This window comes from Streptomyces sp. NBC_00385, from assembly GCF_035917155.1.
Lineage (GTDB): Bacteria > Actinomycetota > Actinomycetes > Streptomycetales > Streptomycetaceae > Streptomyces > Streptomyces poriferorum.
The window spans coordinates 2,582,367-2,602,066 of the sequence record NZ_CP107951.1; the positions used below are offsets into that span (position 1 = coordinate 2,582,367).

Genomic DNA, 19,700 nt, shown 5'->3' on the forward strand with positions numbered 1-19,700 from the left:
CGTTCCCCAACTACCCGCAGGTTAACGGGCGTAGACATCCGATGGGAGCCAGATGGACCATGACGCACGGGGAGGGCGAGCCGGTTCTCGGCCGACACGCACACCACCGGGGCGGCCGGTCAGTCCGCTCGGCCGGAGCGGCCGGGCCCACCGCTCGGGGAAGCGGCGGGCCCGCCACATCACCGCTGGTACCACCAGACGAGACCGGTCACGACGGCCCCGCCTGCTGCGGACGTCAGGCCGTAGACCAGTCCATGGCCGGCGGTACGGGCCAGGGATCGCAGGTCACGGCGCAGCGCGGGGAGGGTCGACGTGCGTTCCGGATCGCCCGTAGGCTCGGGTGTGCACCCCATGGTTCTCTCCTTCAGTCGGTGGAGCTACTGGGCAAGGCACGCGGCCTCCTGTTCGCAGCAGGGGGCCGCAGCCTTTGCAGCCTGTCTCCTTTCGTCATCGCTCTTCTCCTCGGATCCATCGAACGTGCATCACCGTAGGGGCCTCAACGAAGGTCGTAAGGGCCCGGCTGGTGACGTGCCGGATCGTCCCAGAAGAGAGCCGTGCCCGTGGCAGCCGCCCGAGCACACCCGGTCGTTCGAAGCGGTGGCCGTCCTATCGGCAGAGCACCGGCACCACCGCCACCTCGCTCCCTTTCCGCGCATCACCGCATGGGAGCACGTCAGGATCCGGCTCGGTGCGACGAAGAAGCCTCTCCCCGGGAACCTGCCACGTTCATCGACGGCATACCCGGCCCCTTATGGACGGATGCGCACGGTGGCGGCCACGACGAGAGCGCGAAGCACGCGCCGATCACAAGGTGAGCGTGCAGCGGGCCGCCCCGTGTGCCGGCCGGACGACCTGGGCGTACGGAGCCCACGCCCTTCACTAAACTTGTGCCATGTACTTCACCGACCGCGGTATCGAGGAGCTGGAGAAGCGACGAGGCGAGGAAGAGGTCACTTTCGAGTGGCTCGCCGAGCAGCTGCGCACCTTCGTCGATCTGAACCCCGACTTCGAGGTGCCGGTCGAGCGCCTCGCCACCTGGCTCGCCCGACTGGACGACGAGGACGACGAGGACTGACTCAACGGCGCGAGGACTGATCGACAAAGGGCGTTCAGGGACCGGCCGTCCCCTCGCCCGGCTCCTCGTCCCTGATCCGGTCGTACGCGAGGCCGAGCGCGCCGTGCACCATCAGCAAGGCCCCCGCGAAGACCCATCCGCCCCTGCGCCGGCCCGCTCCCCAGAGGGCCATCGGGAGTCCCGCCGCCAGCTGGGCGCCCGCCAGGGCGCGGGCCCGGGGGCCACGCATCCAGGGGCCCAGGCGACTGCTCTCGACGGCGTCGAGTTCGACCCTGACCGCGTCCCGCCAGCCGGTCCACGCGATCCTCTCGGCCTCCGGCCGCAGCCCGGCCCCCGCTGCCAGCCGGCCGGAGGGCTCACCGGGGTCCAGGCCCGGCGGGAGGTCCAGACCGATGCGGGTGAGGACGGCGAGCAGTCCGCGGAGCCGGGCCCGGGCGTCCGCCTCCGGATCGGGGCGGGTCAGGGCTTCGAGGGCCTGGACGTCCGGCACGGGATCGAGGCCGAGCCGTTCGGCGAACGTACGCATCGCCTCGTCCTCACCGGCGGGGGTCCCGTCGGCGAGCCAGACGTAGCCGACCGGGCGGCGGAATCCCGCGGCGAGCGTGTATCCGGCCCGGTCGCCGTCCCACCACAGCGCCAGGACCGGCCAGGTGGAGCCGACCGCGAGCGCGGTGGCCCAGCCCCCGAGCACCCGGTCGACGGGTTCGGCGGTCTCCCCCTCCGCCGGCGGCCCGGCGCTCCTGCCCCGCCAGGGCGTTCCCTCCGGGACGAGGACGCTCCAGTCCTCGCCGGCGGGCGCGAGCAGCATCCGCTCGCGCAGCAGATGGGCGACCGGCCGCACGGTGTCCGGTTCGGCCCGGCACAGCAGCACGGCTCCCACGGGTGATGTCGCGTCCATGCCCCACACCGTAGGTCAGATTGCCCGGTTTTGAGGCACTTTGCCGCGACCACCGCCCCACCCACTCCCCCTTACCGGCCTTGACTTCCCCCATCCGCGATATATCGTGTTCTGCAAGAGACGCGATATGTTGCGTCATCCGCGCTCCCCAGGAGGTCAGATCCATGCCTGTGTCGACGTGGGCCATCGCCGAGCCTCGCAAGCTCACCTTCGACGAACCCGTGACCGCGCTGAGCGTGCGCATCGTCAACGGGACGGTCAACGTCGTCGGCACCGACGAGCCGGCCGCCAGGCTGGAGGTCTCCGACATCGAGGGACCACCGCTGATCGCCACGCAGGAGGACGGCGTCCTGACCGTCTCGTACGAGGACCTGGCCTGGCAGAGCATGCTCAAGTGGCTCGACCGCAAGGGCTGGCACCGCCGCGCGGTGGTCTCCCTCGCGGTCCCGGCCGGGTCGACGGTGGAGGTCGGCGTGGTCGGCGCGGGCGCGTTCGTCTCCGGGGTCCGCGGCCGTACGGACGTACGCGGCGTCACCGGCGACACCACGCTCGTCGGGCTCGCCGGGCCGGTCGGCGCGGAGACCGTGTCCGGCAATGTGGAGGCCCAGGCCGTCACCGGCGATCTGCGCTTCCACTCGGTCTCCGGCGACCTGACCGTCGTCGAGGGCGCCGGCACCTCCGTGAAGGCGGAGTCCGTCAGCGGCAGCATGGTGCTCGACCTCGACCCGACCGGGCGGCCCACCGACGTCCGGCTGGCCACGGTCTCCGGCGAGCTCGCCATCCGGCTGCCGCACCCGGCCGACGCCAGGGTCGAGGCGAACACCGCGAGCGGTTCCGTCTCCAACGGCTTCGAGGACCTCCGGGTCAGCGGCCAGTGGGGGGCGAAGAAGATCACCGGCACACTGGGTTCCGGAACGGGGACACTGAGGGCGACGACGGTCTCGGGATCGATCGCCCTGCTGCGCCGCCCACCGGCCGAGGACGAACCTCACGACGCCGAGCCGACCGGAAAGGTGCTCTGACATGCCCCCCGTTTTCGCCCACGGCCGCCTGCGCCTCTATCTGCTGAAGCTGCTCGACGAGGCCCCCCGCCACGGCTACGAGGTGATCAGGCTCCTGGAGGAACGCTTCCAGGGGCTGTACGCCCCCTCCGCGGGCACCGTCTACCCCCGCCTGGCCAAGCTGGAGGCCGAGGGCCTGGTCACGCACGCCACCGAGGGCGGCCGCAAGGTCTACTCGATCACCGACGCCGGCCGCGCCGAACTGGCGGGCCGCACCGGCGAGCTCGCCGACCTGGAGCTGGAGATCAGGGAGTCGGTCTCCGAGCTGGCCGCCGAGATCCGCGACGACGTCCGGGGCGCTGCGGGCAAGCTGCGCAGCGAGATGCGTGCCGCGGCCGACGAGTCGCGGCACACGGGCCCTTCCCGGCCGGGCGGCAGGACCGCCAAGGAGCCCCCCTTCGGCGGCTTCGGGGTGGGGGACTTCGGCGACTTCGGCGACAAGGAGTCCTGGCGCACCGCCAAGGAGGAGCTGCGCAAGGCGAAGCAGGAGTGGAAGGAGCAGGCCCGCCGGGCGAAGGACGAGTCCCGGCGCGCCCGCGAGGAGGCCCAGCAGGCCCGCCGCCAGGCCAAGGAGGCCCAGGACAGGGCGCGTGAGCAGATGCAGAACGCCGCCCGCCAGGTCCAGGACCACTTCGCCCGGGGCGACTGGCCGGCAGGCGTACGGGAGGGGCTGGCCGAGATCACCGGCCAGCTGGGCGGTTTCGCCCGCACCGGCAACTGGCCGCCCTACGTGAAGCCGGACGCCGCCGGAACGGACCCCGAGTGGGGCAAGGACTCGGGCGGCACCGGCGATCCGGCCCGCGACCTGGACCGCCTGCTCGACCGGTTCCGCGACGACATCCGGGATGCGGCCAGGGACCGGGGGGTGACGGAGGACCAGCTCGCGGAGGCCCGCCGCCATCTGTCGACTGCGGCTGCCCAGATCGGGGCGCTGCTGCGGAAGGACACCGACGGCACCACGCAGTAGGACCGGAGCAGGGCCGGTGCGGGCCAGGACCTGCCGGGCGGCCCGGGGAGCGGTAACACTCCCCGGGCCGCCCGTCTTTCAGACCGCCTCGCGGTCCTGGCCCGCTTCGCCGTCTCCGTACAGCGCACGGCTGACCGTCTCGTACGTCGCGCCGTGCTCGGCGAGCACATCGGCGACGACGCCGGGGGACGCGGTGAGGGCCAGCAGGAGGTGCTCCTCACCGATGAAGCGGTCACCGCGGCCGACCGCGATCCGGAGCGACCGTTCCAGGATCTTCTTGGCCCCCGGAGTGAACGGGCGATGCCCCGTCCGCCGACGACGGCCGCCGCGGTCGCCCCCCAGAGCCCCCTCACCGTGCGTCTCCTCGACACGGGACACGATCGCGCCGAGATCGATGCCGATGTCCGCGAGGGCGTCGGCATCGGCCCTCGTCATACCGCCGCGCCTGCGCGCGTCGGCCAGGGCCGCCTCCACGGACTCCCTGCGGTCGGTGAGGCCCAGCGCGGCCAGGGCGAACGGCGCCCGGCCGCCCTCCTGGTCCAGCAGGGCGAGCAGCAGACACTCCTCGGAGACCGTGTCGGCGCCGGTCCGTTCGGCATGGGCCACGGCGCCGCCCACGGTGGCGCGGGCACCCTTGGTGAATCGCTCGAACATCAACGCCTCCCGTACTTCTTGTGCACGGCCTGCCGGCTGACGCCCAGTTCGGCCGCGATCTCCTGCCACGACCAGCCCTGCACCCGGGCGCTTCTGACTTGTACGGCTTCCAGCTGCTCCAGCAGCCGCCGCAGCGCTGCTACCGACCGCAGCCCCACACGGGGGTCGCGGTCGCCGGCGCGCTCGGCGAGATCCGTTGCATCGGTCATGGTGTCAACTTACGTTGACACCATGACGCATGTCAACCCTGGTTGACAGTCAGTACGATCTTCCCGAACTGGTCACCCGAGGCGAGCCGCTCGAACCCCTCACGGGCGCGCTCCAACGGCAGCACCTCGTCGATGACGGGTCGCACCCCCGTGGTCGCGCAGAAGGCGAGGAGGTCCTCCAGTTCGTCCTTGGACCCCATGGTCGAGCCGACGACCTTCAGCTCCAGGAAGAAGATCCGGGTCAGTTCGGCGTGCGAGGGGCGGTCGCCACTGGTGGCCCCGGAGATGACCAGCGTGCCGCCGGGGCGCAGGGACTTGACGGAGTGCGACCAGGTGGCGGCGCCGACCGTCTCGATGACGGCATCGACCCGGTGGGGCAGCCGCGCGCCGGGCTCGTACGCCTCGATCGCGCCGAGTTCGACGGCCCGCCTGCGCTTGGCCTCGTCGCGGCTGGTGGCGTAGATCCGCAGACCGGCGGCCCGGCCGAGGACGATCGCGGCGGTCGCGACACCGCCACCGGCGCCCTGGACGAGGACGGAGTCACCGGGCCGCACCCCGGCGTTGGTGAAGAGCATGCGGTACGCGGTCAGCCAGGCGGTGGGCAGACAGGCGGCCTGCTCGAAGGTGAGTTCCTTGGGCTTCGGCAGCACGTTCCAGCTGGGGACGGTCACCTGCTCGGCGAACGTGCCCTGGTAGCGCTCGGTGAGGATGGACCGGGGCTCGTCGGGGCCGACTCCGTGTCCGGTCTGGCCGATGACGGAGTGCAGGACGACCTCGTTGCCGTCCTGGTCGGTGCCCGCGGCGTCGCAGCCGAGGATCATCGGCAGCTTGTCCTCGGTGATCCCGACACCGCGCAGGGACCAGAGGTCGTGGTGGTTGAGGGAGGCGGCCCGGACGTTGACGGTGGTCCACCCGGGACGCGCCCGGGGAGCCGGGCGTTCGCCCAGCTCAAGGCCGTTGAGGGGGTGGTCGCGGTCGAGGCGGGATGCGTAGGCGGCGAACATGGGCCCGACGATAGGCGGGGCCCCGGCCGGGCGTAACCGGCTGCGGGTGTGACACGCGCCAACTCGAAGCCGCTCCGGAGATCGAGGAGCGGGGGCCCGGGGAAGCGCCCCCGAAAGGCGCCGCGCCCGAACCCCCGCACCCCCTCACCTCAGCGCCGGGCGACGCCCTCCGCCCGCGCCGCGGCCGCCACCGCGGCCGTCACCGCCGGGGCCACCCGCTCGTCGAACGGCGACGGGATCACGTAGTCGGCGGCCAGCTCGTCGCCCACCACGTCGGCCAGCGCGTTCGCCGCGGCGATCTTCATGCCCTCGGTGATCCGCGACGCCCGCACCTGGAGGGCGCCCGCGAAGATCCCGGGGAACGCCAGCACGTTGTTGATCTGGTTCGGGTAGTCCGACCGCCCGGTCGCCACGACCGCCGCGTACTTGTGCGCGATGTCGGGGTGCACCTCGGGGTTCGGGTTCGCCATGGCGAAGACGAAGGCGCCGGGTGCCATCGAGGCGACGGCCGGCTCCGGGACCGTACCGCCGGAGACACCGATGAAGAGGTCCGCACCGGCCAGCGCGTCCGCCAGGGATCCGGAGATCCCGGCCTTGTTGGTGAGCTCGGCCAGCTCCCGCTTGACGTCGGTCAGGTCCTCGCGGTCCCGGCTGACGATGCCCTTGCGGTCGGCGACGGCCACGTCACCGAGCCCCGCCTCCAGCAGGAACTTGGCGATGGCGACCCCGGCCGCGCCCGCGCCCGAGATGACGCCGCGCAGCTCGCCCAGGCTGCGCCCGGACAGCTTCGCCGCGTTACGCAGGGCGGCGAGGGTGACCACGGCCGTTCCGTGCTGGTCGTCGTGGAAGACGGGAATGTCGAGCCGCTCCTGGAGCTTGCGCTCGATCTCGAAGCAGCGCGGCGCCGAGATGTCCTCCAGGTTCACACCGCCGAAGGACGGGGCGAGCCGGACGACGGTCTCCACGATCTCGTCCGCGTCGGTGGTCGCGAGCGCGATCGGCACCGCGTCCACGCCACCGAACTGCTTGAACAGGATCGCCTTGCCCTCCATCACGGGGAGGGAGGCCTCGGGGCCGATGTCGCCGAGACCGAGCACCGCGGTGCCGTCCGTCACGACGGCGACGACCTGCGACTTCCAGGTGTAGTCGTGGACGAGCTCCGGGTTCTCGGCGATCGCGCTGCACACCTTCGCCACGCCGGGCGTGTACGCGAGGGACAGGTCGTCCTTGTCCCGGATCGGGACGGTGGCCTGCACGGCCATCTTCCCGCCCCGGTGGAGCGCGAAGGCCGGATCGAACGGCTCGTCGGTGGTGCTGGTCGCGCTGTCCGTATTGCTGTCGCTGCGAGGATTGACGATCTCCGCTGCCATGGTGTTGACCCCTTAAGTCTTCATCGTTCGAGGGTGGCCACTCCTGGTTGAGGAGGGGTGGGTGGGCACCGCGTACGTTCCCCGCACTGGCGATTGGTCCGCCTCGGCAGGGAGGGATTCATACGCGCGGGCGCGCCGCACACGCGCCCTGAGCCCCGGATGAGGGGTGTAAACGTCCTTCTTACCGGACAGGCCGCACCGCAGACGAGTCGGTATACCCACGGTGACGCGTCTCATAGTGGGACATACACACAAGTCGGCCACGCGACATGAAATCCGCCCAGAGCAGGTCCAGGTCGGTGGATCTTCCGGCAGGAAGAAGCGATTCCAGGGAAAGGTCCGGCCTTGATGTGCCGGCCCACTGGGTTCGGGGGTGTCCCGTTACCCGATTTTGACATGCGGTGCCCCCTGATTGGGCTAGTCCGAATGGCAAGATGCCGTAATCACACAAGGCGGCGACACCCGACGCCGTGTGCCATACCGCCTGGCGACACCACCCTCACCTGCCGGAGGAACCCCAACATGACCGCACGTACCACGCGTCGCACGACCGCGAAGTCCCGGATTGCCGCGGTCGGCGCCATCGCGGTCGCCGGCACCATGCTGCTGACCGCCTGTGGCGACCAGACGAAGAACAACTCCAGTGACTCGGCCTCGGCCAAGACCAGCGACGGCGCGTCCGCCGCCGCCTCCTCCCCCGCCGACCTCCTCCCCGCGGACATCAAGTCCAAGGGCGTCATCAAGGTCGGTTCGGACATCGCGTACCCGCCGGTCGAGTTCAAGGACGGCTCCGGCAAGACGGTCGGCATCGACCCGGACCTGGCCGCCGCGCTCGGCAAGGAGCTGGGCGTGGAGTTCCAGTTCGAGAACGGCACCTTCGACACCCTGGTCACCGGTCTGCGCGCCAAGCGCTACGACGTGGCGATGTCGGCGATGACGGACACCAAGGACCGTCAGGAGGGCATCGACCCCGAGACGAAGAAGAAGGTCGGCGAGGGTGTCGACTTCGTCGACTACTTCACCGCCGGTGTCTCGATCTACACCAAGAAGGGCGACGACCAGGGGATCAAGACCTGGGCCGACCTCTGCGGCAAGAAGATCGCCGTCCAGCGCAACACCGTCTCCAACGACCTGGCCAAGGCCGAGTCCAAGAAGTGCACCGGTGGCAAGAAGATCGCCATCGAGTCGTACGACAACGACCTCCAGGCCCAGACCCGGCTGCGCTCCGGCGGGGCCGACGCCGGCTCCTCCGACTTCCCGGTCGCCGCGTACGCGGTGAAGACCTCGGGCGGCGGCAAGGACTTCCAGATCGTCGGCGAGCAGGTCGAGGCGGCCCCGTACGGCATCGCCGTCGCCAAGGGCAACGACCAGCTCACCAAGGCCATCCAGGCTGCCCTGGAGGCGATCATCAAGAACGGCGAGTACGAGAAGATCATCGCCAAGTGGGGCGTGGAGGCCGGCGCGGTCACCGAGGCCAAGCTGAACGGCGGATCCTGACCGGATCCGGCGCTGAAAGGCATCAGCCGTGACTGACATCGAGAAGACGGGCCCGGCCGACCGGTCGCCCGCACCCCCCACACCACCGGCCGGCCCGGAGGCGATCAAGGCCATTCCGGTCCGGCACTACGGCCGGTACGTCTCGGCGGTCATCGCCATCGCCGCGCTCTTCGCCATCATCTACGCCTTCAGCCAGGGCAAGATCAACTGGGGCGCGGTCCCGGACTACTTCTTCGACGACCGGATCATCAAGGGCGTCGGCCAGACGCTGCTGCTGACCGTCCTGTCGATGGTGATCGGCGTGGTCGGCGGCATCCTGCTGGCCGTGATGCGCCTGTCGAAGAACCCGGTGACCTCGTCGATCGCGTGGTCGTACATCTGGTTCTTCCGCGGTACGCCGGTCCTGGTCCAGCTGTTCGTCTGGTTCAACCTCGGTCTGGTCTTCGAGTACATCAACCTCGGGCCGATCTACAAGGACTACTGGTCGAGCTTCATGACGCCGCTGCTGACGGCGCTGCTCGGCCTCGGCCTCAACGAGGCCGCGTACATGGCGGAGATCTGCCGTGCCGGTCTGCTCTCGGTCGACGAGGGCCAGACGGAGGCCTCGCACGCGCTCGGCATGAGCCACAGCAAGACGCTGCGCCGGGTCGTCATCCCCCAGGCGATGCGGGTGATCGTGCCTCCCACGGGCAACGAGGTCATCAACATGCTGAAGACCACGTCACTGGTGGCGGCCGTCCAGTTCTACGAACTGTTCAAATACGCCCAGGACATCGGTCAGGCGTCCGGGGCCCCGGTGGAGATGTACTTCCTCGCCGCGGCCTGGTACCTGGTCATGACCTCGGTGCTGAGCGTCGGGCAGTACTACCTGGAGCGGTACTACGCGCGCGGCTCCAGCCGCAGTCTGCCGCCCACACCGATGCAGAAGATCCGGGCCAATCTGCTGTCGCTGGGCCGCCCGAAGGGAGGCATGGCATGACCGCCATGGTGAAGGCCGAGGGCGTCCACAAGTCCTTCGGCGCCGCGCACATCCTCAAGGGCATCGACCTGGAGGTCGCCCCGCGCGAGGTCTTCTGTCTGATCGGCCCGTCCGGTTCCGGCAAGTCGACCTTCCTGCGGTGCATCAACCACCTGGAGCAGATCAGTGCCGGCCGGCTGTCCGTCGACGGCGAGCTGGTGGGCTACCGCCAGAAGGGCGACAAGCTCTACGAGCTCAAGGACAGCGAAGTCGCTCTGAAGCGCCGTGACATCGGCATGGTCTTCCAGCGGTTCAACCTGTTCCCCCACATGACGGCGATCGAGAACGTCATGGAGGCCCCCGTCCAGGTCAAGGGCGAGTCCCGGGCGGTCGCCCGGGCCCGCGCCGAACGGCTCCTGGACCGGGTCGGCCTGTCCGACAAGGCGAGGAACTACCCCTCGCAGCTCTCCGGCGGACAGCAGCAGCGGGTGGCCATCGCCCGGGCGCTGGCCATGGAGCCGAAGCTGATGCTCTTCGACGAGCCCACCTCGGCGCTCGACCCGGAGCTGGTGGGAGACGTACTCGACGTCATGCGCGGTCTCGCCGAGGACGGCATGACGATGATCGTCGTGACCCACGAGATGGGCTTCGCCCGTGAGGTCGGCGACGCGCTGGTCTTCATGGACGACGGCGTGGTGGTCGAGTCGGGCCACCCGCGCGACGTCCTGACCAACCCGCAGCACGACCGGACGAAGTCGTTCCTGTCCAAGGTGCTGTAGCCGTACACACGTGAGAGGGCGGTACGACCCCAGCGGGGCTCGTACCGCCCTCTCACGTGTCGCGTGCTACTTCTTCGGCAGCAGCTCCGGGCGGAGCATCAGCGTCCGCAGCTGTGCCCGGGTGAGGGGCGGGGTCTTCAGGAGCGGCCCGAGCGCGGTGCCGGCCTCGAAGCCGGTGCTGTCGCGCACGGCCAGCTGCCCCCCGTCCTCGAGCGTGATCCGGGCCACCAGCTCCGGGCCCCACTGCGGAGTGCCGTCCCCGTACTCCATGGCGTCGCTCCAGATGGTCAGCACCCGCCCGTCCGGCAGCACCTCGCGGACGCAGTCCGTACGCTGCGGCTCTCCGGCCGCGGCCTCGCACAGGTTCGTGTCCGCGGGTACGCCCCCGAGCTTCTTCTCCAGCATCTTCGCGTTCATGGCCGTGACAGTCAGGTAGCCGACTCCGCCGTCCCTGCGGACCGCGTAGTGCCCGTCCAACGGCCCCACCGGGTGCTCCTCGGCCTGCTCCGGCGTCGCATGCTTGATGATCACGGCGAGCGAGACCTGCTCGACGGCCCCCACGTCCGTGGGCAGCAGCTTGACGAGCTGCTGGGCCCGCCCGCTGTTGCCGACCAGTTCGGTGGGGGCCGCCACCGAGGCCTTCTGCGGGGTCTGCCCCGACAACCCGGGGACGACGAACGCGCCCGCCGCCACCGCGCACACCGCCGCGGCCGACACCGCGACCCGGCGGCGCCTGCGGACCCGGCCTGCCTTCGCGTATACCGCCTCGGTACTGATGACCGGCTGCCCGGCGTCCTCGGCGGCCCGCCCCAGCAGCTCATGCACGTCGTTCATACCAGTTCCTCCGCCATCTCGGCGCGCAGCGCCGCCAATCCCCGAGCCGTGTGGCTCTTGACCGTGTTCTCCCGCATCCCGAGCAGCGCGGCCGTGGCCTCGACACTCAGGTCCTCCCAGTAGCGCAGCACCAGAACGGCCCGCTGCCTGGGCGTGAGCCGGGCGAGTGCCGCCCGTACCGCGAGGCCGGCGTCCGTGTCGGGTGTTTGTGCCGCCCGTTCGGGCAGTTCGCCGTAGGACTGCTCGCGTCGCCAGAACCGGCGGCGGGACGCGATGAAGGTGTTGACCAGGGTCTTGCGCGCGTACGCCTCGATGTTGTCGAGGCGCCCGTGCCGTCGTCCGCCGAGCACCACCTTGACCAGCGTCGCCTGGACCAGGTCCTCGGCCTCGTGCCGGTCGCCGCAGAGCAGATACGCGCTGCGGAACAGTGCGGTGCGTCTGCTCTCGACGAAGGCGTGCAGCGCGTCGTCGTCATCGCTCCGCATCGTCACCGTCCCTCCCCGGTCCGCGGGTGCGGACCGTCTCACCCTTCCAGTGCGGTGGGACGCAGGGCGGGTTGCGGCCGTGGGCCACGAAAAGATGGCGGGGCGGTCCGGACCGTCGTCCGTACCGCCCCGCCCCGCATGGTGCCCCTACTTCACCGCGAGCACCAGACTGTCCGAGGGCGAGGACCAGACGGCCCGCGCCTCGGCGAACCCGGCGGCGCGCAGGGTGTCCGCATGCCAGGCCGCGGACGGCATGTCTCCGTCGGGTGCTCACCGTAGATCTCGAACCGCTCGGCGGTGGGCCCGGCGAGCACCGGGTCCTCCGCGGCCAGCGCCCACCACTGCGCCCAGTCCAGGACCCCGGCGGCCTTGGCCCGGTCCATGCCGGCGTGCCGGTGCGCGCGTTCGGCGGCGTTGATCCGGGGAGTACCCGTCTCGATCATGCGGTCGGCGTTCATGAACACACCTCCGTCCCGGACGAGGCCGCCGATCTGCCCGTACAGCGCGGTGAGCGGCTCAGTGTGCAGCCAGTGCAGGGCGGTCGCGGTGAGGACGGCGTCGTACGAGTCGTGGGGCAGCCGCTCCGTCCACCGCGGGTCCTTGAGGTCTGCGGTCACGAAGCTGACGCGCTCGTCGCCGGCGAAGGTACCGCGGGCGATGGCGAGCAGCGCCGGGTCGAGGTCGACGCCGGTGCTGGTGGCGTTCGGGAACCGCCGCAGCACCCTGTCCGTAATACTTCCCGTACCGCACGCGAGGTCGAGCACCCGCGGTTCCGGGCCGGTGAAGGCCTCGACCATGTCGAGCATGACCCGGAAGCGCTCCTCGCGGTCGGGCAGGTACCACTCCTGCTGCCGGTCCCAGCTCTTCTGCCAGGCCTGCCAGTCGGCGCCCGTAGCTGTCTCCGTCACCCGAAACCCTCCCATGTAATACCCTAGGCCCATTGAAGCCCATTACTTAACCGCTGGATCGACCCTAAACCGACACTGTAAGGACTGCAAGTGGAACTGGCCTATTACTCGGACTACGCCGTGCGGCTGGTCAACACCGAGGAGCCGGCCCGCAACAAGGACGCCCTCACCTCGGTCGACGCGGTGCGCGAGCTCTTCGGCGCCAATGGGCAGGCCGCACGGCGGGCGACCGACGCGGACGTGACCCGCTTCAGGGCCGTACGGGCCCGACTGCGCGCGGTCTTCGAGGCGGCCGACGGCGGCGACGACACGCTCGCCGTCGACCTGCTCAACTCCCTGCTGATGGAGTTCCCCGTCAGCCCGCAGATCTCCGGGCACGACATCCGGGACTCGGACGGCAAGCCGGACTGGCACATGCACCTGACCGACCACCCGTCCAACGCCACGGCGGGCTACGCCGCGATCGCGGCGATGGGCCTCGCCTTCCACCTCACGTCGTACGGCGTGGACCGGCTCGGCCTGTGCGAGGCGGCACCGTGCCGCAACGCCTACCTCGACACCTCGACCAACCGCTCCCGCCGCTACTGCTCGGACCGCTGCGCGACGCGCGCCAACGTGGCCGCCTACCGGGCCCGGAAGCGCCTGGAGACGGAACGGGCCACGGAGACCGGCCGCAGCGCGGACACGGCCCAGCCCGCCACCCCGCGCACCGAGCGCTGATCCTTCGTCAGCGGCCGGTACCGGGCCCGGACCCTGGCCAGTACGAGATCCTCGGGCACGGTCCCGTAGTCCGTGCTGTCCCCGCCCGCGAACCTGTTGTCACCCAGCACCCACCAGCCCCCGGGCCGCCGCTCCACGGCCCTCTTCACGACCAGCAGGTCCTGCTGGAACGGATGCCGCAGAATCACCACGTCACCGGGGCGCACCTGCGCCCCGTACTGCACGAGCAGCCAGTCCCCGTGGTGGAGCGTGGGCACCATCGAAGGCCCCGTCACCTCCACCACCTGGAACGGCACTCTCGCCGCCAGACCCCTTCGTGGCTGGTCATCGGTCAGTTCCGGCACCTCCGGCACCTCTCGCATCTCTCCTGCACCTCCCCGGTCCGTCCGGTACACCGTCCTTGACAGAGTTCCGTACATTCGGCCACTGGTCTCATCCCCACCCTGGACTTTTGGCCTAAGCCCTTGGGGGCACCCGCAAAAACACGCTTCTCACGGAGTAATGTCCCACCTGAGAAGACGATCACGAGGAAGGACAGCTCAATGCTTTCCCGCCTGTTTGCCCCCAAGGTGAAGGTCAGCGCCCACTGCGACCTCCCCTGCGGCGTGTACGACCCGGCCCAGGCCCGCATCGAGGCGGAGTCCGTCAAGGCCGTCCAGGAGAAGTACCAGGCCAACGAGGACCCGCACTTCCGGGCCCGCGCGGTGGTCATCAAGGAGCAGCGCGCCGAGCTCGCGAAGCACCACGTCTCGGTGCTGTGGAGCGACTACTTCAAGCCCCCGCACTTCGAGAAGTACCCGGAGCTGCACCAGCTGGTCAACGACGCCCTCAAGGCGCTGTCGGCCGCGAAGGGCTCCACGGACCCGGCCACGGGCCAGAAGGCGCTCGACCTGATCGCCGAGATCGACAAGATCTTCTGGGAGACCAAGAAGGCTTGATCTCTGGTTAGGCCGTCTGACCTGCGGTTTCGCTGGTCACGTCGCCTACCTGTCCGCACCCGGTCCGCAGGCCGCCGAGAACGGCGTCCATCACGGACCGGGTGCGGTCTTCTTCCCCCGGCCACAGGTGCGCGTAAATCCGCAGCGTGATGACGGCGGAGGCGTGGCCGAGGACCATCTGAACCTGCTTGACGCTCGCCCCGCCCGCGATGAGCGCGGAGGCGCAGAAGTGCCGCAGGTCGTGGGTCACCATGTGCGGCAGCTCGACGGACTTGCGGCCCTCACGCCCGGCCGCCTTGTTCTCCTCCGCCTGGAGCGCCCTGCGGGCGCAGTTCCACTCGGTCTTCCAGCGTCGGCAGTTGAGCGGTTCCCCCTCCTCCATGGTGAACAGCCACTCCGCGGAGGGGCGCGCGGCGAGATGCCCGAGGAGCGCGTCGGTGACGATCTCCCCGACCGGAACCGTCCGCCGGGACTTGGCGGTCTTCGGCGGACCGACCTTCCCCGACTGGAGCCGCTGCCGCTCCACGCGAATGCTGCCGGCCTTGAAGTCGATGTCCGACACCTTCAGGCCCAGCAACTCACCTATGCGCAAGCCTGACCCGGCGAGCATGACGACGGCGACCACTGCACGGTGCAGACGGTCGCGGGCGTCACGGGTTTCGCAGAACGCTTCGACGGCTTCCTGGACGAGCCGTCGGCTGTCGACGTCGAGCCCTTCGAGGGGTGGCGACATCAGCTCTTCGCGGGGGAGCTCGAAGAGTCGCTTCGAGCGGGACGTACGCGCCGCCCTCCCCGGCCACGCCCACCGAATCCTCGCCGACCCCACGTGGACCGCCCTGACCACAACCCTCGTTCGAGCCGAAGCCGCCGGCCACCACCCTCGACGTCTCCTGATCGAGGCGAGCGCCCAACGAGAGCTCGACAGCGCCGAGCCCGCCGCCGAGGTCCTCAACTGGCGCATCGCCGCACAACCGAACCGGCGGACGCCAGCAGCTCGCAGCCGAAGCACCCTGAGGAGCGTCTCGCCCGCTTCCGCCATCATCCGTCCTCCGACCTCACCACCGATAGGCAACAGGTCCGAAGAACCCGGTCGAAGCCGCTAAGCCCGCCAGCCGCCCCACCACTGACCGTGGTGGGGCCGTTGAACGTCTGGGTGCGCGCAAGGGGCAGCAATCCGAGCCGCGCCTGTCGCCGAGTGCTCACGGGGCTTGCCCCTCCGGAGAGCCGCCGCGGAGCCCTCCGCCACAAGTGGTCAGGCCGGAGGAGCCGCAGTGTCTACTCAAACAGCATGAGCGTCTCTGCTGAATCAGTTTTGCCGCCAGGGTCCGGGCTGTGCCGGAACGCCGACGAGCGACGCGTGGCTCACGCCACGGCGTAGTCGGCGAGCGAGGGTTCCAACAGGCCGAAGGCGGTGTCCGCCTCCGCGATGACAGTGGCGGAGATCCCGGCGTTGTCCTGGCCGGCGAGGGTGAGTTCCTGGATCCGCTGGAACAGGGTGCGGTGTACGGAGCCGAGGAGGGCGGCGGCGGTGCGGGGGGCGATGTCGCCGCGGGATGCGCCGACGGCGTCGGCCAGGGCATCGGCCAGGGCTGCCTCGCGCAGGTCGTGCAGATCGCGCAGACGGGCGGAGAGGGTAGGACTGTCGGCGACCATGCGGGCGAAGTCGGGGCCGGAGAACCCGGCGACCGGGTTGGCATCCGTGGCCGCGTCCAGGAAGGCGCGGCGCAGGGCCGACAGAGCCGACTCGCCGACCCGTCGGCCCGTCACGGTGTGGGCCAGGGAGGCGGTGAAGGCGTCCTGATGGTCCAGGGCCAGGTCCTCCTTGCGTGGGAAGTAGTTGGTCACCGTCTTCTTCGCCACCCGCGCGGCGGCGGCGATCTCGGCGATGGTGGTCGGCTCGAAGCCCTGGCGGAGGAACAAGCCGGTGGCGACGTCGGAGATGAGCTGCCGGGTCTCTTGCTTCTTCGATTCCCGCAGGCCGACAGGGGGTGCGGACGAGGTGGCTTCTGTAGTCATGAGGCAATCTTACCCTCGTGGCATTTATATGTTGACTCCCTGGCGTGGTTCGGGTTAAGTTTACGTCCGTCGCAAGTTTTCCACGACACTAAGAATGGATGTGCCCATGCTCGAACTCCGCCCTGTCGCCGTTCTCATCGCACCCGTCAAGATCGGCCCGGTCCTGACCGAGCGCACCAGCCGCACCCCGGCCCTTCCTCGCGGAAAGCGCCCCACCCGCGCCATCCCCGCGCCCACCCGCCAAGTTCCCCCGAAGGCCCGCAATCTGCCGCGCCGCTCCGGCTACTGACCTGCACCCACCCGGCACCCGTCCTCTCGCCTCCCGGAAACCACAGAGGAGAATCACCTTGCAGATCACCGCCTCCACCGTCTCGCTCACCGTCGACGACGTCGCCGCCTCCCAGGCGTTCTTCACCACCCGCCTCGGCTACAGCGAGCAGGCCGCCGCCGACGGCTTCGCCTCGCTCACCCGGCCGGACGCGGCCGCCGACATCGTCCTGCTCGCCGGCGGCATCGAGATACTGCCGCCCGAGCAGCGGGATAAGCGCGCCTCCGGCCTCATCCTCGCCTTCACCCTCACCGCTGGCATCGAGGACGAGGAGAAGCGGCTGCGCGCCGAGGGCGTGGACATCACCATGCCTCTGCGCGAGGAACCCTGGGGCGAGCGGCTCTTCCAGGTCACCGATCCCAACGGCGTGATCGTCCAGTTCGTCGAGTGGGTCACGCCGTCCAGCTCTGAGAACGCCTGACAACCGTCCACCCCGCCTGGCCACATCGCATCCACACGCGGCACCACACGCCCCTCATCATGTGGCACAACCCGCAACCCGGCAGCTGCGGCATCCTTGCCCGCTCGGCAAGGCTCATCCGGTCGTGGATGCCGCACCAGATCGAGGTGTTCACCTCGATGCGGCTCGTGAAGGTCATCGTGTCGAAGGCGGAAAGCGTCGGCAGCTTCAGTCCGGCAGCCACCACCTTCCCCAGCGCGATATTGATCAGAGCGACGAGGCGGTTCTTCGACGCGGCCTCCTTGCGGTACACCGCCTCAGCGATCTGCCCTGCCTGGAACCGCTTGCACTTCGCCAGCCCTTAGGCGCCTCAGCACGTTGCCGCTCAGCGGTGCGGCCCGTCTCGTGCAGCCCGACCGACCGTAAGGACGCCATGCCCGCCTACGCCATAGCTCACCTGCAAGAGGCCGCACCACACCCGGAGATCGTCGAATACATCGAGCGCATACCCGCCACCTTCGAACCGTACGGCGGCCGCTTCCTCGTGCACGCCACCCAGCACGAGGTGAAGGAGGGCAACTGGCCCGGACACGTCGTGGTGATCGGCTTCCCCGGGATCGCCGAGGCGCGGGCCTGGTGGGACTCACCCGCCTACCAGGCGATCGCACCGCTGCGCTCACGGCACATCGAAGGCGACATCATCCTGGTCGAAGGCGTTTCCGAGGACTACGACCCGACCGCCACCACAAAGGCTATGAGGGAGGCTCTGCCTGCCGATTAAGCCCGGGCCCCAGGCTGCAGAGCCCGCCTTCCACCGGCCCGAGCTCGTGAACAGAGTCACCCCCGAGGCCCAACAGGCGAGGTACGGCTTGTTGGTTCCGTCTATGCGACGGTCGCAAGCACGCCGTCTGGCCGGCTGGGCGATCGCCGACCACATGCGCGAGGACCTCGGCACCGACGCCCTGGCCGCGGCGATCCGAACCCACGACGTCTGCTCGCCGGGCCCTGGCCACCGCAAGGGTGATCTCACCGGCGGGCATCCTGCGCCGCGGTGGGCGCCTGGTGTTCCACGTCGCCGGCCCGTGGTTCGAAGCCTGCTACGACGAAGCCGCCGGCCGCGCAACCACGACGCCGCACCAGGACTACTTCGGGCTGGACACCATCGCCGAAGGCCAGGGCGCGGTCAGCTATCAGCTCACCTGCGGCGACGGGATCAGGTTCCTGCGCGGCGCAGGTCTCATCATCTATGACCTCATCGAGCCGCGGCCCGAACCCGGAACGGCCAACGGGTACAACCGGACCGATCCGCCTGACCCGGCCCACCGCCGGCCGGCAGAAATGCTCTGGGTCACCCACAAACCGTAAACGCCGCCGCAGCTCCGCACCGAGACGTGAAGGTATCCCCTCCCCGGCTGCTCCCTTCTAGAAGAGGGCAGTCGAGGCACCGGAGAGATGCGGGAGGTCCTCGAGGATCGCGCGCAGCCACGGGCTGCGCGCGGCCGGCAGGCGGACCAGGGTGTGCTGGAACGTTTCCCGATCGGCCCGGAAGAGGTAGTCGGGCAGCATGGGGAGCGGGTCGTCGCGGAGGACGTCCTGGGGTATGCGGCCCGACGCGGGAACCGGCAGGTACTGCTGTGGCGAGGCCAGCCACAGCCACACCCCAAGCGGCAGGGGCACCAGGTACGCCGACGCGGCCGGACCCCCAGGGGCCCAGGTCCGGCCCGTCTGCGGATGGACCGGTACGAGGAGGATGTCGGCATCCGCGTCGGGGGCAGGCCGTCCCGGTCCAGCCAGAACGGCCCGCCGCTTCGGGGCACCTGAGGGCAACAGGGTGTCGAGCGCGCGCTGGAACACGTCCGCAGCCGCACCGTCGGGAACCTTCACCGGCTGCCTCCGGGAGGCCACCAGCAGGTGGGCGAGCGCATGGCCGGCCGCCGCCTCCCACTGCGGACTCCAGGACCAGTAGTGGCTCGGCCCCAGCGGTCCTCCCCACGTGGAGATCGGCTCGAACAGGGGCGTTTCCTCCCCCTGTTCTGCCAGCTCCGCCCAGGAGAGGGGCACAGGGTGGGTGCCGTCGACGGGGATGCGGTGCACTGCGTCCGAACTGAGCCGTACCGCCTGCCAGAGCGAGCAATCGTCGACCCTGGTCGCCACGGGGAGATCGCATGCCTCGCAGGCCATGTTGGGCCCGTCGCCTCCATCGAGGCCACAGCAGGCGCCACCGCGCTCCGGAATCAGCCGGGTTCCACGGACGTCTCCGGGCGCGATGACAGCCGCTCCGGGCGTGCCGTCGGACAGAGCGCGGACCGGCGCGTAGATGCCGCGCACCTCCGCCTCAGCGGGATCGGTCTCGTCCCACATCCGCCACGGCCCGCTCCAGGGGTCCGGGTCCACGGCAAACGTTCCTGCCTTCATGAGCACCGGGAGCTGGGCGCCGTTCCCGTACTTCTGGCGGGCGTGGATGGGCAGTGCGACCTGGGACAGCGGGGTGGTCAACTCGTCACCGCATCCCGCACATGCGAATACGAACAAGGGTCCTCCACCTGGGAAACAGACGCATCCTCGCAGCTCGCCGGCAGCCGGCCAACATGTTTACGAG

The 19,700-nt window shown here is 70.1% G+C and carries 24 protein-coding genes and 2 pseudogenes; 13 read left to right on the forward strand and 13 right to left on the reverse strand.

The window, feature by feature from the left end:
* The first annotated feature begins 892 nt into the window (after positions 1-892).
* On the forward strand, positions 893-1,075 hold the full coding sequence (locus tag OG959_RS11070) for a DUF6104 family protein (protein WP_018535226.1): 183 nt from the start codon (positions 893-895) through the stop codon (positions 1,073-1,075).
* Positions 1,076-1,109: 34 nt separating this feature from the next.
* Here OG959_RS11070 and OG959_RS11075 read toward each other — a convergent pair whose 3' ends face one another.
* Positions 1,110-1,973, reverse strand: coding sequence for a hypothetical protein (locus OG959_RS11075; RefSeq protein ID WP_326657989.1), 864 nt, complete (start codon positions 1,971-1,973; stop codon positions 1,110-1,112).
* A gap of 164 nt (positions 1,974-2,137) precedes the next feature.
* Here OG959_RS11075 and OG959_RS11080 point away from each other — a divergent pair, with 164 nt between their 5' ends.
* Both OG959_RS11080 and OG959_RS11085 read left to right on the forward strand, forming a co-directional pair.
* A complete protein-coding gene (locus tag OG959_RS11080; protein WP_326657990.1) occupies positions 2,138-2,995 on the forward strand; it encodes a DUF4097 family beta strand repeat-containing protein in 858 nt (285 codons plus the stop codon).
* Position 2,996: 1 nt separating this feature from the next.
* On the forward strand, positions 2,997-4,001 hold the full coding sequence (locus OG959_RS11085) for a PadR family transcriptional regulator (protein WP_326657991.1): 1,005 nt from the start codon (positions 2,997-2,999) through the stop codon (positions 3,999-4,001).
* A gap of 78 nt (positions 4,002-4,079) precedes the next feature.
* Here the strand turns inward: OG959_RS11085 and OG959_RS11090 are convergent, their stop codons facing one another.
* The 4 genes from OG959_RS11090 to OG959_RS11105 all read right to left on the reverse strand — a co-directional run bounded on the left by OG959_RS11090 (position 4,080) and on the right by OG959_RS11105 (position 7,238).
* Positions 4,080-4,655 (reverse strand): Clp protease N-terminal domain-containing protein, encoded by a 576-nt coding sequence (locus tag OG959_RS11090; protein ID WP_326657992.1) that lies wholly within the window; start codon positions 4,653-4,655, stop codon positions 4,080-4,082.
* Entirely contained in the window at positions 4,655-4,864 is a 210-nt protein-coding gene (locus OG959_RS11095; RefSeq protein ID WP_326657993.1) for a sigma factor-like helix-turn-helix DNA-binding protein, read from the reverse strand. Before OG959_RS11095 ends, OG959_RS11090 begins: the two co-directional genes overlap by 1 nt.
* 32 nt (positions 4,865-4,896) lie before the next feature.
* Positions 4,897-5,868 (reverse strand): zinc-binding dehydrogenase, encoded by a 972-nt coding sequence (locus tag OG959_RS11100; protein WP_326657994.1) that lies wholly within the window; start codon positions 5,866-5,868, stop codon positions 4,897-4,899.
* Positions 5,869-6,017: 149 nt separating this feature from the next.
* Positions 6,018-7,238 carry an NAD(P)-dependent malic enzyme gene (locus tag OG959_RS11105; protein ID WP_326657995.1) on the reverse strand — a complete coding sequence of 407 codons (1,221 nt, stop codon included), beginning with the start codon at positions 7,236-7,238 and terminating at the stop codon, positions 6,018-6,020.
* Positions 7,239-7,760: 522 nt separating this feature from the next.
* Here OG959_RS11105 and OG959_RS11110 point away from each other — a divergent pair.
* From OG959_RS11110 to OG959_RS11120, 3 genes are read left to right on the forward strand one after another with little or no spacing between them, the layout of a single operon-like run.
* Positions 7,761-8,735, forward strand: coding sequence for an ABC transporter substrate-binding protein (locus OG959_RS11110; RefSeq protein ID WP_326657996.1), 975 nt, complete (start codon positions 7,761-7,763; stop codon positions 8,733-8,735).
* 28 nt (positions 8,736-8,763) lie between these two features.
* Complete coding sequence (locus OG959_RS11115) at positions 8,764-9,714, forward strand: amino acid ABC transporter permease (RefSeq protein WP_326657997.1); 951 nt, start codon at positions 8,764-8,766, stop codon at positions 9,712-9,714.
* Complete coding sequence (locus OG959_RS11120; RefSeq protein WP_326657998.1) at positions 9,711-10,472, forward strand: amino acid ABC transporter ATP-binding protein; 762 nt, start codon at positions 9,711-9,713, stop codon at positions 10,470-10,472. The genes OG959_RS11115 and OG959_RS11120 overlap by 4 nt, the downstream gene beginning before the upstream one ends.
* A gap of 66 nt (positions 10,473-10,538) precedes the next feature.
* On the opposite strand, the gene OG959_RS11125 is transcribed toward OG959_RS11120, so the two are convergent.
* The 3 genes and pseudogenes from OG959_RS11125 to OG959_RS11135 all read right to left on the reverse strand — a co-directional run bounded on the left by OG959_RS11125 (position 10,539) and on the right by OG959_RS11135 (position 12,714).
* Positions 10,539-11,306 (reverse strand): hypothetical protein, encoded by a 768-nt coding sequence (locus OG959_RS11125; RefSeq protein WP_326657999.1) that lies wholly within the window; start codon positions 11,304-11,306, stop codon positions 10,539-10,541.
* Complete coding sequence (locus OG959_RS11130; RefSeq protein ID WP_326658000.1) at positions 11,303-11,791, reverse strand: SigE family RNA polymerase sigma factor; 489 nt, start codon at positions 11,789-11,791, stop codon at positions 11,303-11,305. Before OG959_RS11130 ends, OG959_RS11125 begins: the two co-directional genes overlap by 4 nt.
* A 147-nt stretch (positions 11,792-11,938) precedes the next feature.
* Positions 11,939-12,714, reverse strand: a pseudogene (locus OG959_RS11135) (class I SAM-dependent methyltransferase).
* Positions 12,715-12,789: 75 nt separating this feature from the next.
* On the opposite strand from OG959_RS11135, the gene OG959_RS11140 reads away from it, so the two are divergent.
* Positions 12,790-13,419, forward strand: coding sequence for a CGNR zinc finger domain-containing protein (locus OG959_RS11140; protein ID WP_326658001.1), 630 nt, complete (start codon positions 12,790-12,792; stop codon positions 13,417-13,419).
* Here the strand turns inward: OG959_RS11140 and sodX are convergent.
* Positions 13,323-13,781 carry a nickel-type superoxide dismutase maturation protease gene (sodX, locus tag OG959_RS11145; protein WP_326658002.1) on the reverse strand — a complete coding sequence of 153 codons (459 nt, stop codon included), beginning with the start codon at positions 13,779-13,781 and terminating at the stop codon, positions 13,323-13,325. The genes OG959_RS11140 and sodX overlap by 97 nt on opposite strands.
* A gap of 180 nt (positions 13,782-13,961) precedes the next feature.
* Between sodX and sodN the strand changes: the two genes are divergently transcribed.
* Positions 13,962-14,357 (forward strand): superoxide dismutase, Ni, encoded by a 396-nt coding sequence (gene sodN / locus OG959_RS11150; RefSeq protein WP_219567071.1) that lies wholly within the window; start codon positions 13,962-13,964, stop codon positions 14,355-14,357.
* Positions 14,358-14,364: 7 nt separating this feature from the next.
* On the opposite strand, the gene OG959_RS11155 is transcribed toward sodN, so the two are convergent.
* Positions 14,365-15,090, reverse strand: coding sequence for a site-specific integrase (locus OG959_RS11155; protein WP_326658003.1), 726 nt, complete (start codon positions 15,088-15,090; stop codon positions 14,365-14,367).
* Between the two features lie 10 nt (positions 15,091-15,100).
* On the opposite strand from OG959_RS11155, the pseudogene OG959_RS11160 reads away from it, so the two are divergent.
* Positions 15,101-15,460: pseudogene (locus tag OG959_RS11160) on the forward strand (relaxase/mobilization nuclease domain-containing protein); the annotation flags it as partial.
* A gap of 259 nt (positions 15,461-15,719) precedes the next feature.
* Here OG959_RS11160 and OG959_RS11165 read toward each other — a convergent pair.
* A complete protein-coding gene (locus tag OG959_RS11165; protein ID WP_326658004.1) occupies positions 15,720-16,373 on the reverse strand; it encodes a TetR/AcrR family transcriptional regulator in 654 nt (217 codons plus the stop codon).
* 106 nt (positions 16,374-16,479) lie between these two features.
* Here OG959_RS11165 and OG959_RS11170 point away from each other — a divergent pair, with 106 nt between their 5' ends.
* Together OG959_RS11170 and OG959_RS11175 are read left to right on the forward strand one after the other, a co-directional pair.
* Entirely contained in the window at positions 16,480-16,662 is a 183-nt protein-coding gene (locus OG959_RS11170; protein WP_326658005.1) for a hypothetical protein, read from the forward strand.
* 58 nt (positions 16,663-16,720) lie between these two features.
* The gene (locus OG959_RS11175; protein ID WP_326658006.1) at positions 16,721-17,122 is read left to right on the forward strand and encodes a VOC family protein; all 402 of its coding nucleotides are present in this window, start codon (positions 16,721-16,723) and stop codon (positions 17,120-17,122) included.
* Here the strand turns inward: OG959_RS11175 and OG959_RS11180 are convergent.
* Positions 17,094-17,414 carry a hypothetical protein gene (locus OG959_RS11180; RefSeq protein WP_326658007.1) on the reverse strand — a complete coding sequence of 107 codons (321 nt, stop codon included), beginning with the start codon at positions 17,412-17,414 and terminating at the stop codon, positions 17,094-17,096. The genes OG959_RS11175 and OG959_RS11180 overlap by 29 nt on opposite strands.
* A gap of 120 nt (positions 17,415-17,534) precedes the next feature.
* Here OG959_RS11180 and OG959_RS11185 point away from each other — a divergent pair, with 120 nt between their 5' ends.
* Both OG959_RS11185 and OG959_RS11190 read left to right on the forward strand, forming a co-directional pair.
* Positions 17,535-17,882, forward strand: coding sequence for a DUF1330 domain-containing protein (locus tag OG959_RS11185; RefSeq protein ID WP_326658008.1), 348 nt, complete (start codon positions 17,535-17,537; stop codon positions 17,880-17,882).
* A gap of 281 nt (positions 17,883-18,163) precedes the next feature.
* Positions 18,164-18,466 (forward strand): hypothetical protein, encoded by a 303-nt coding sequence (locus OG959_RS11190; protein WP_326658009.1) that lies wholly within the window; start codon positions 18,164-18,166, stop codon positions 18,464-18,466.
* A gap of 57 nt (positions 18,467-18,523) precedes the next feature.
* Here the strand turns inward: OG959_RS11190 and OG959_RS11195 are convergent, their stop codons facing one another.
* Positions 18,524-19,633: a hypothetical protein gene (locus tag OG959_RS11195; RefSeq protein ID WP_326658010.1), complete on the reverse strand. Its 1,110-nt coding sequence runs from the start codon at positions 19,631-19,633 to the stop codon at positions 18,524-18,526.
* Positions 19,634-19,700 lie beyond the last annotated feature (67 nt).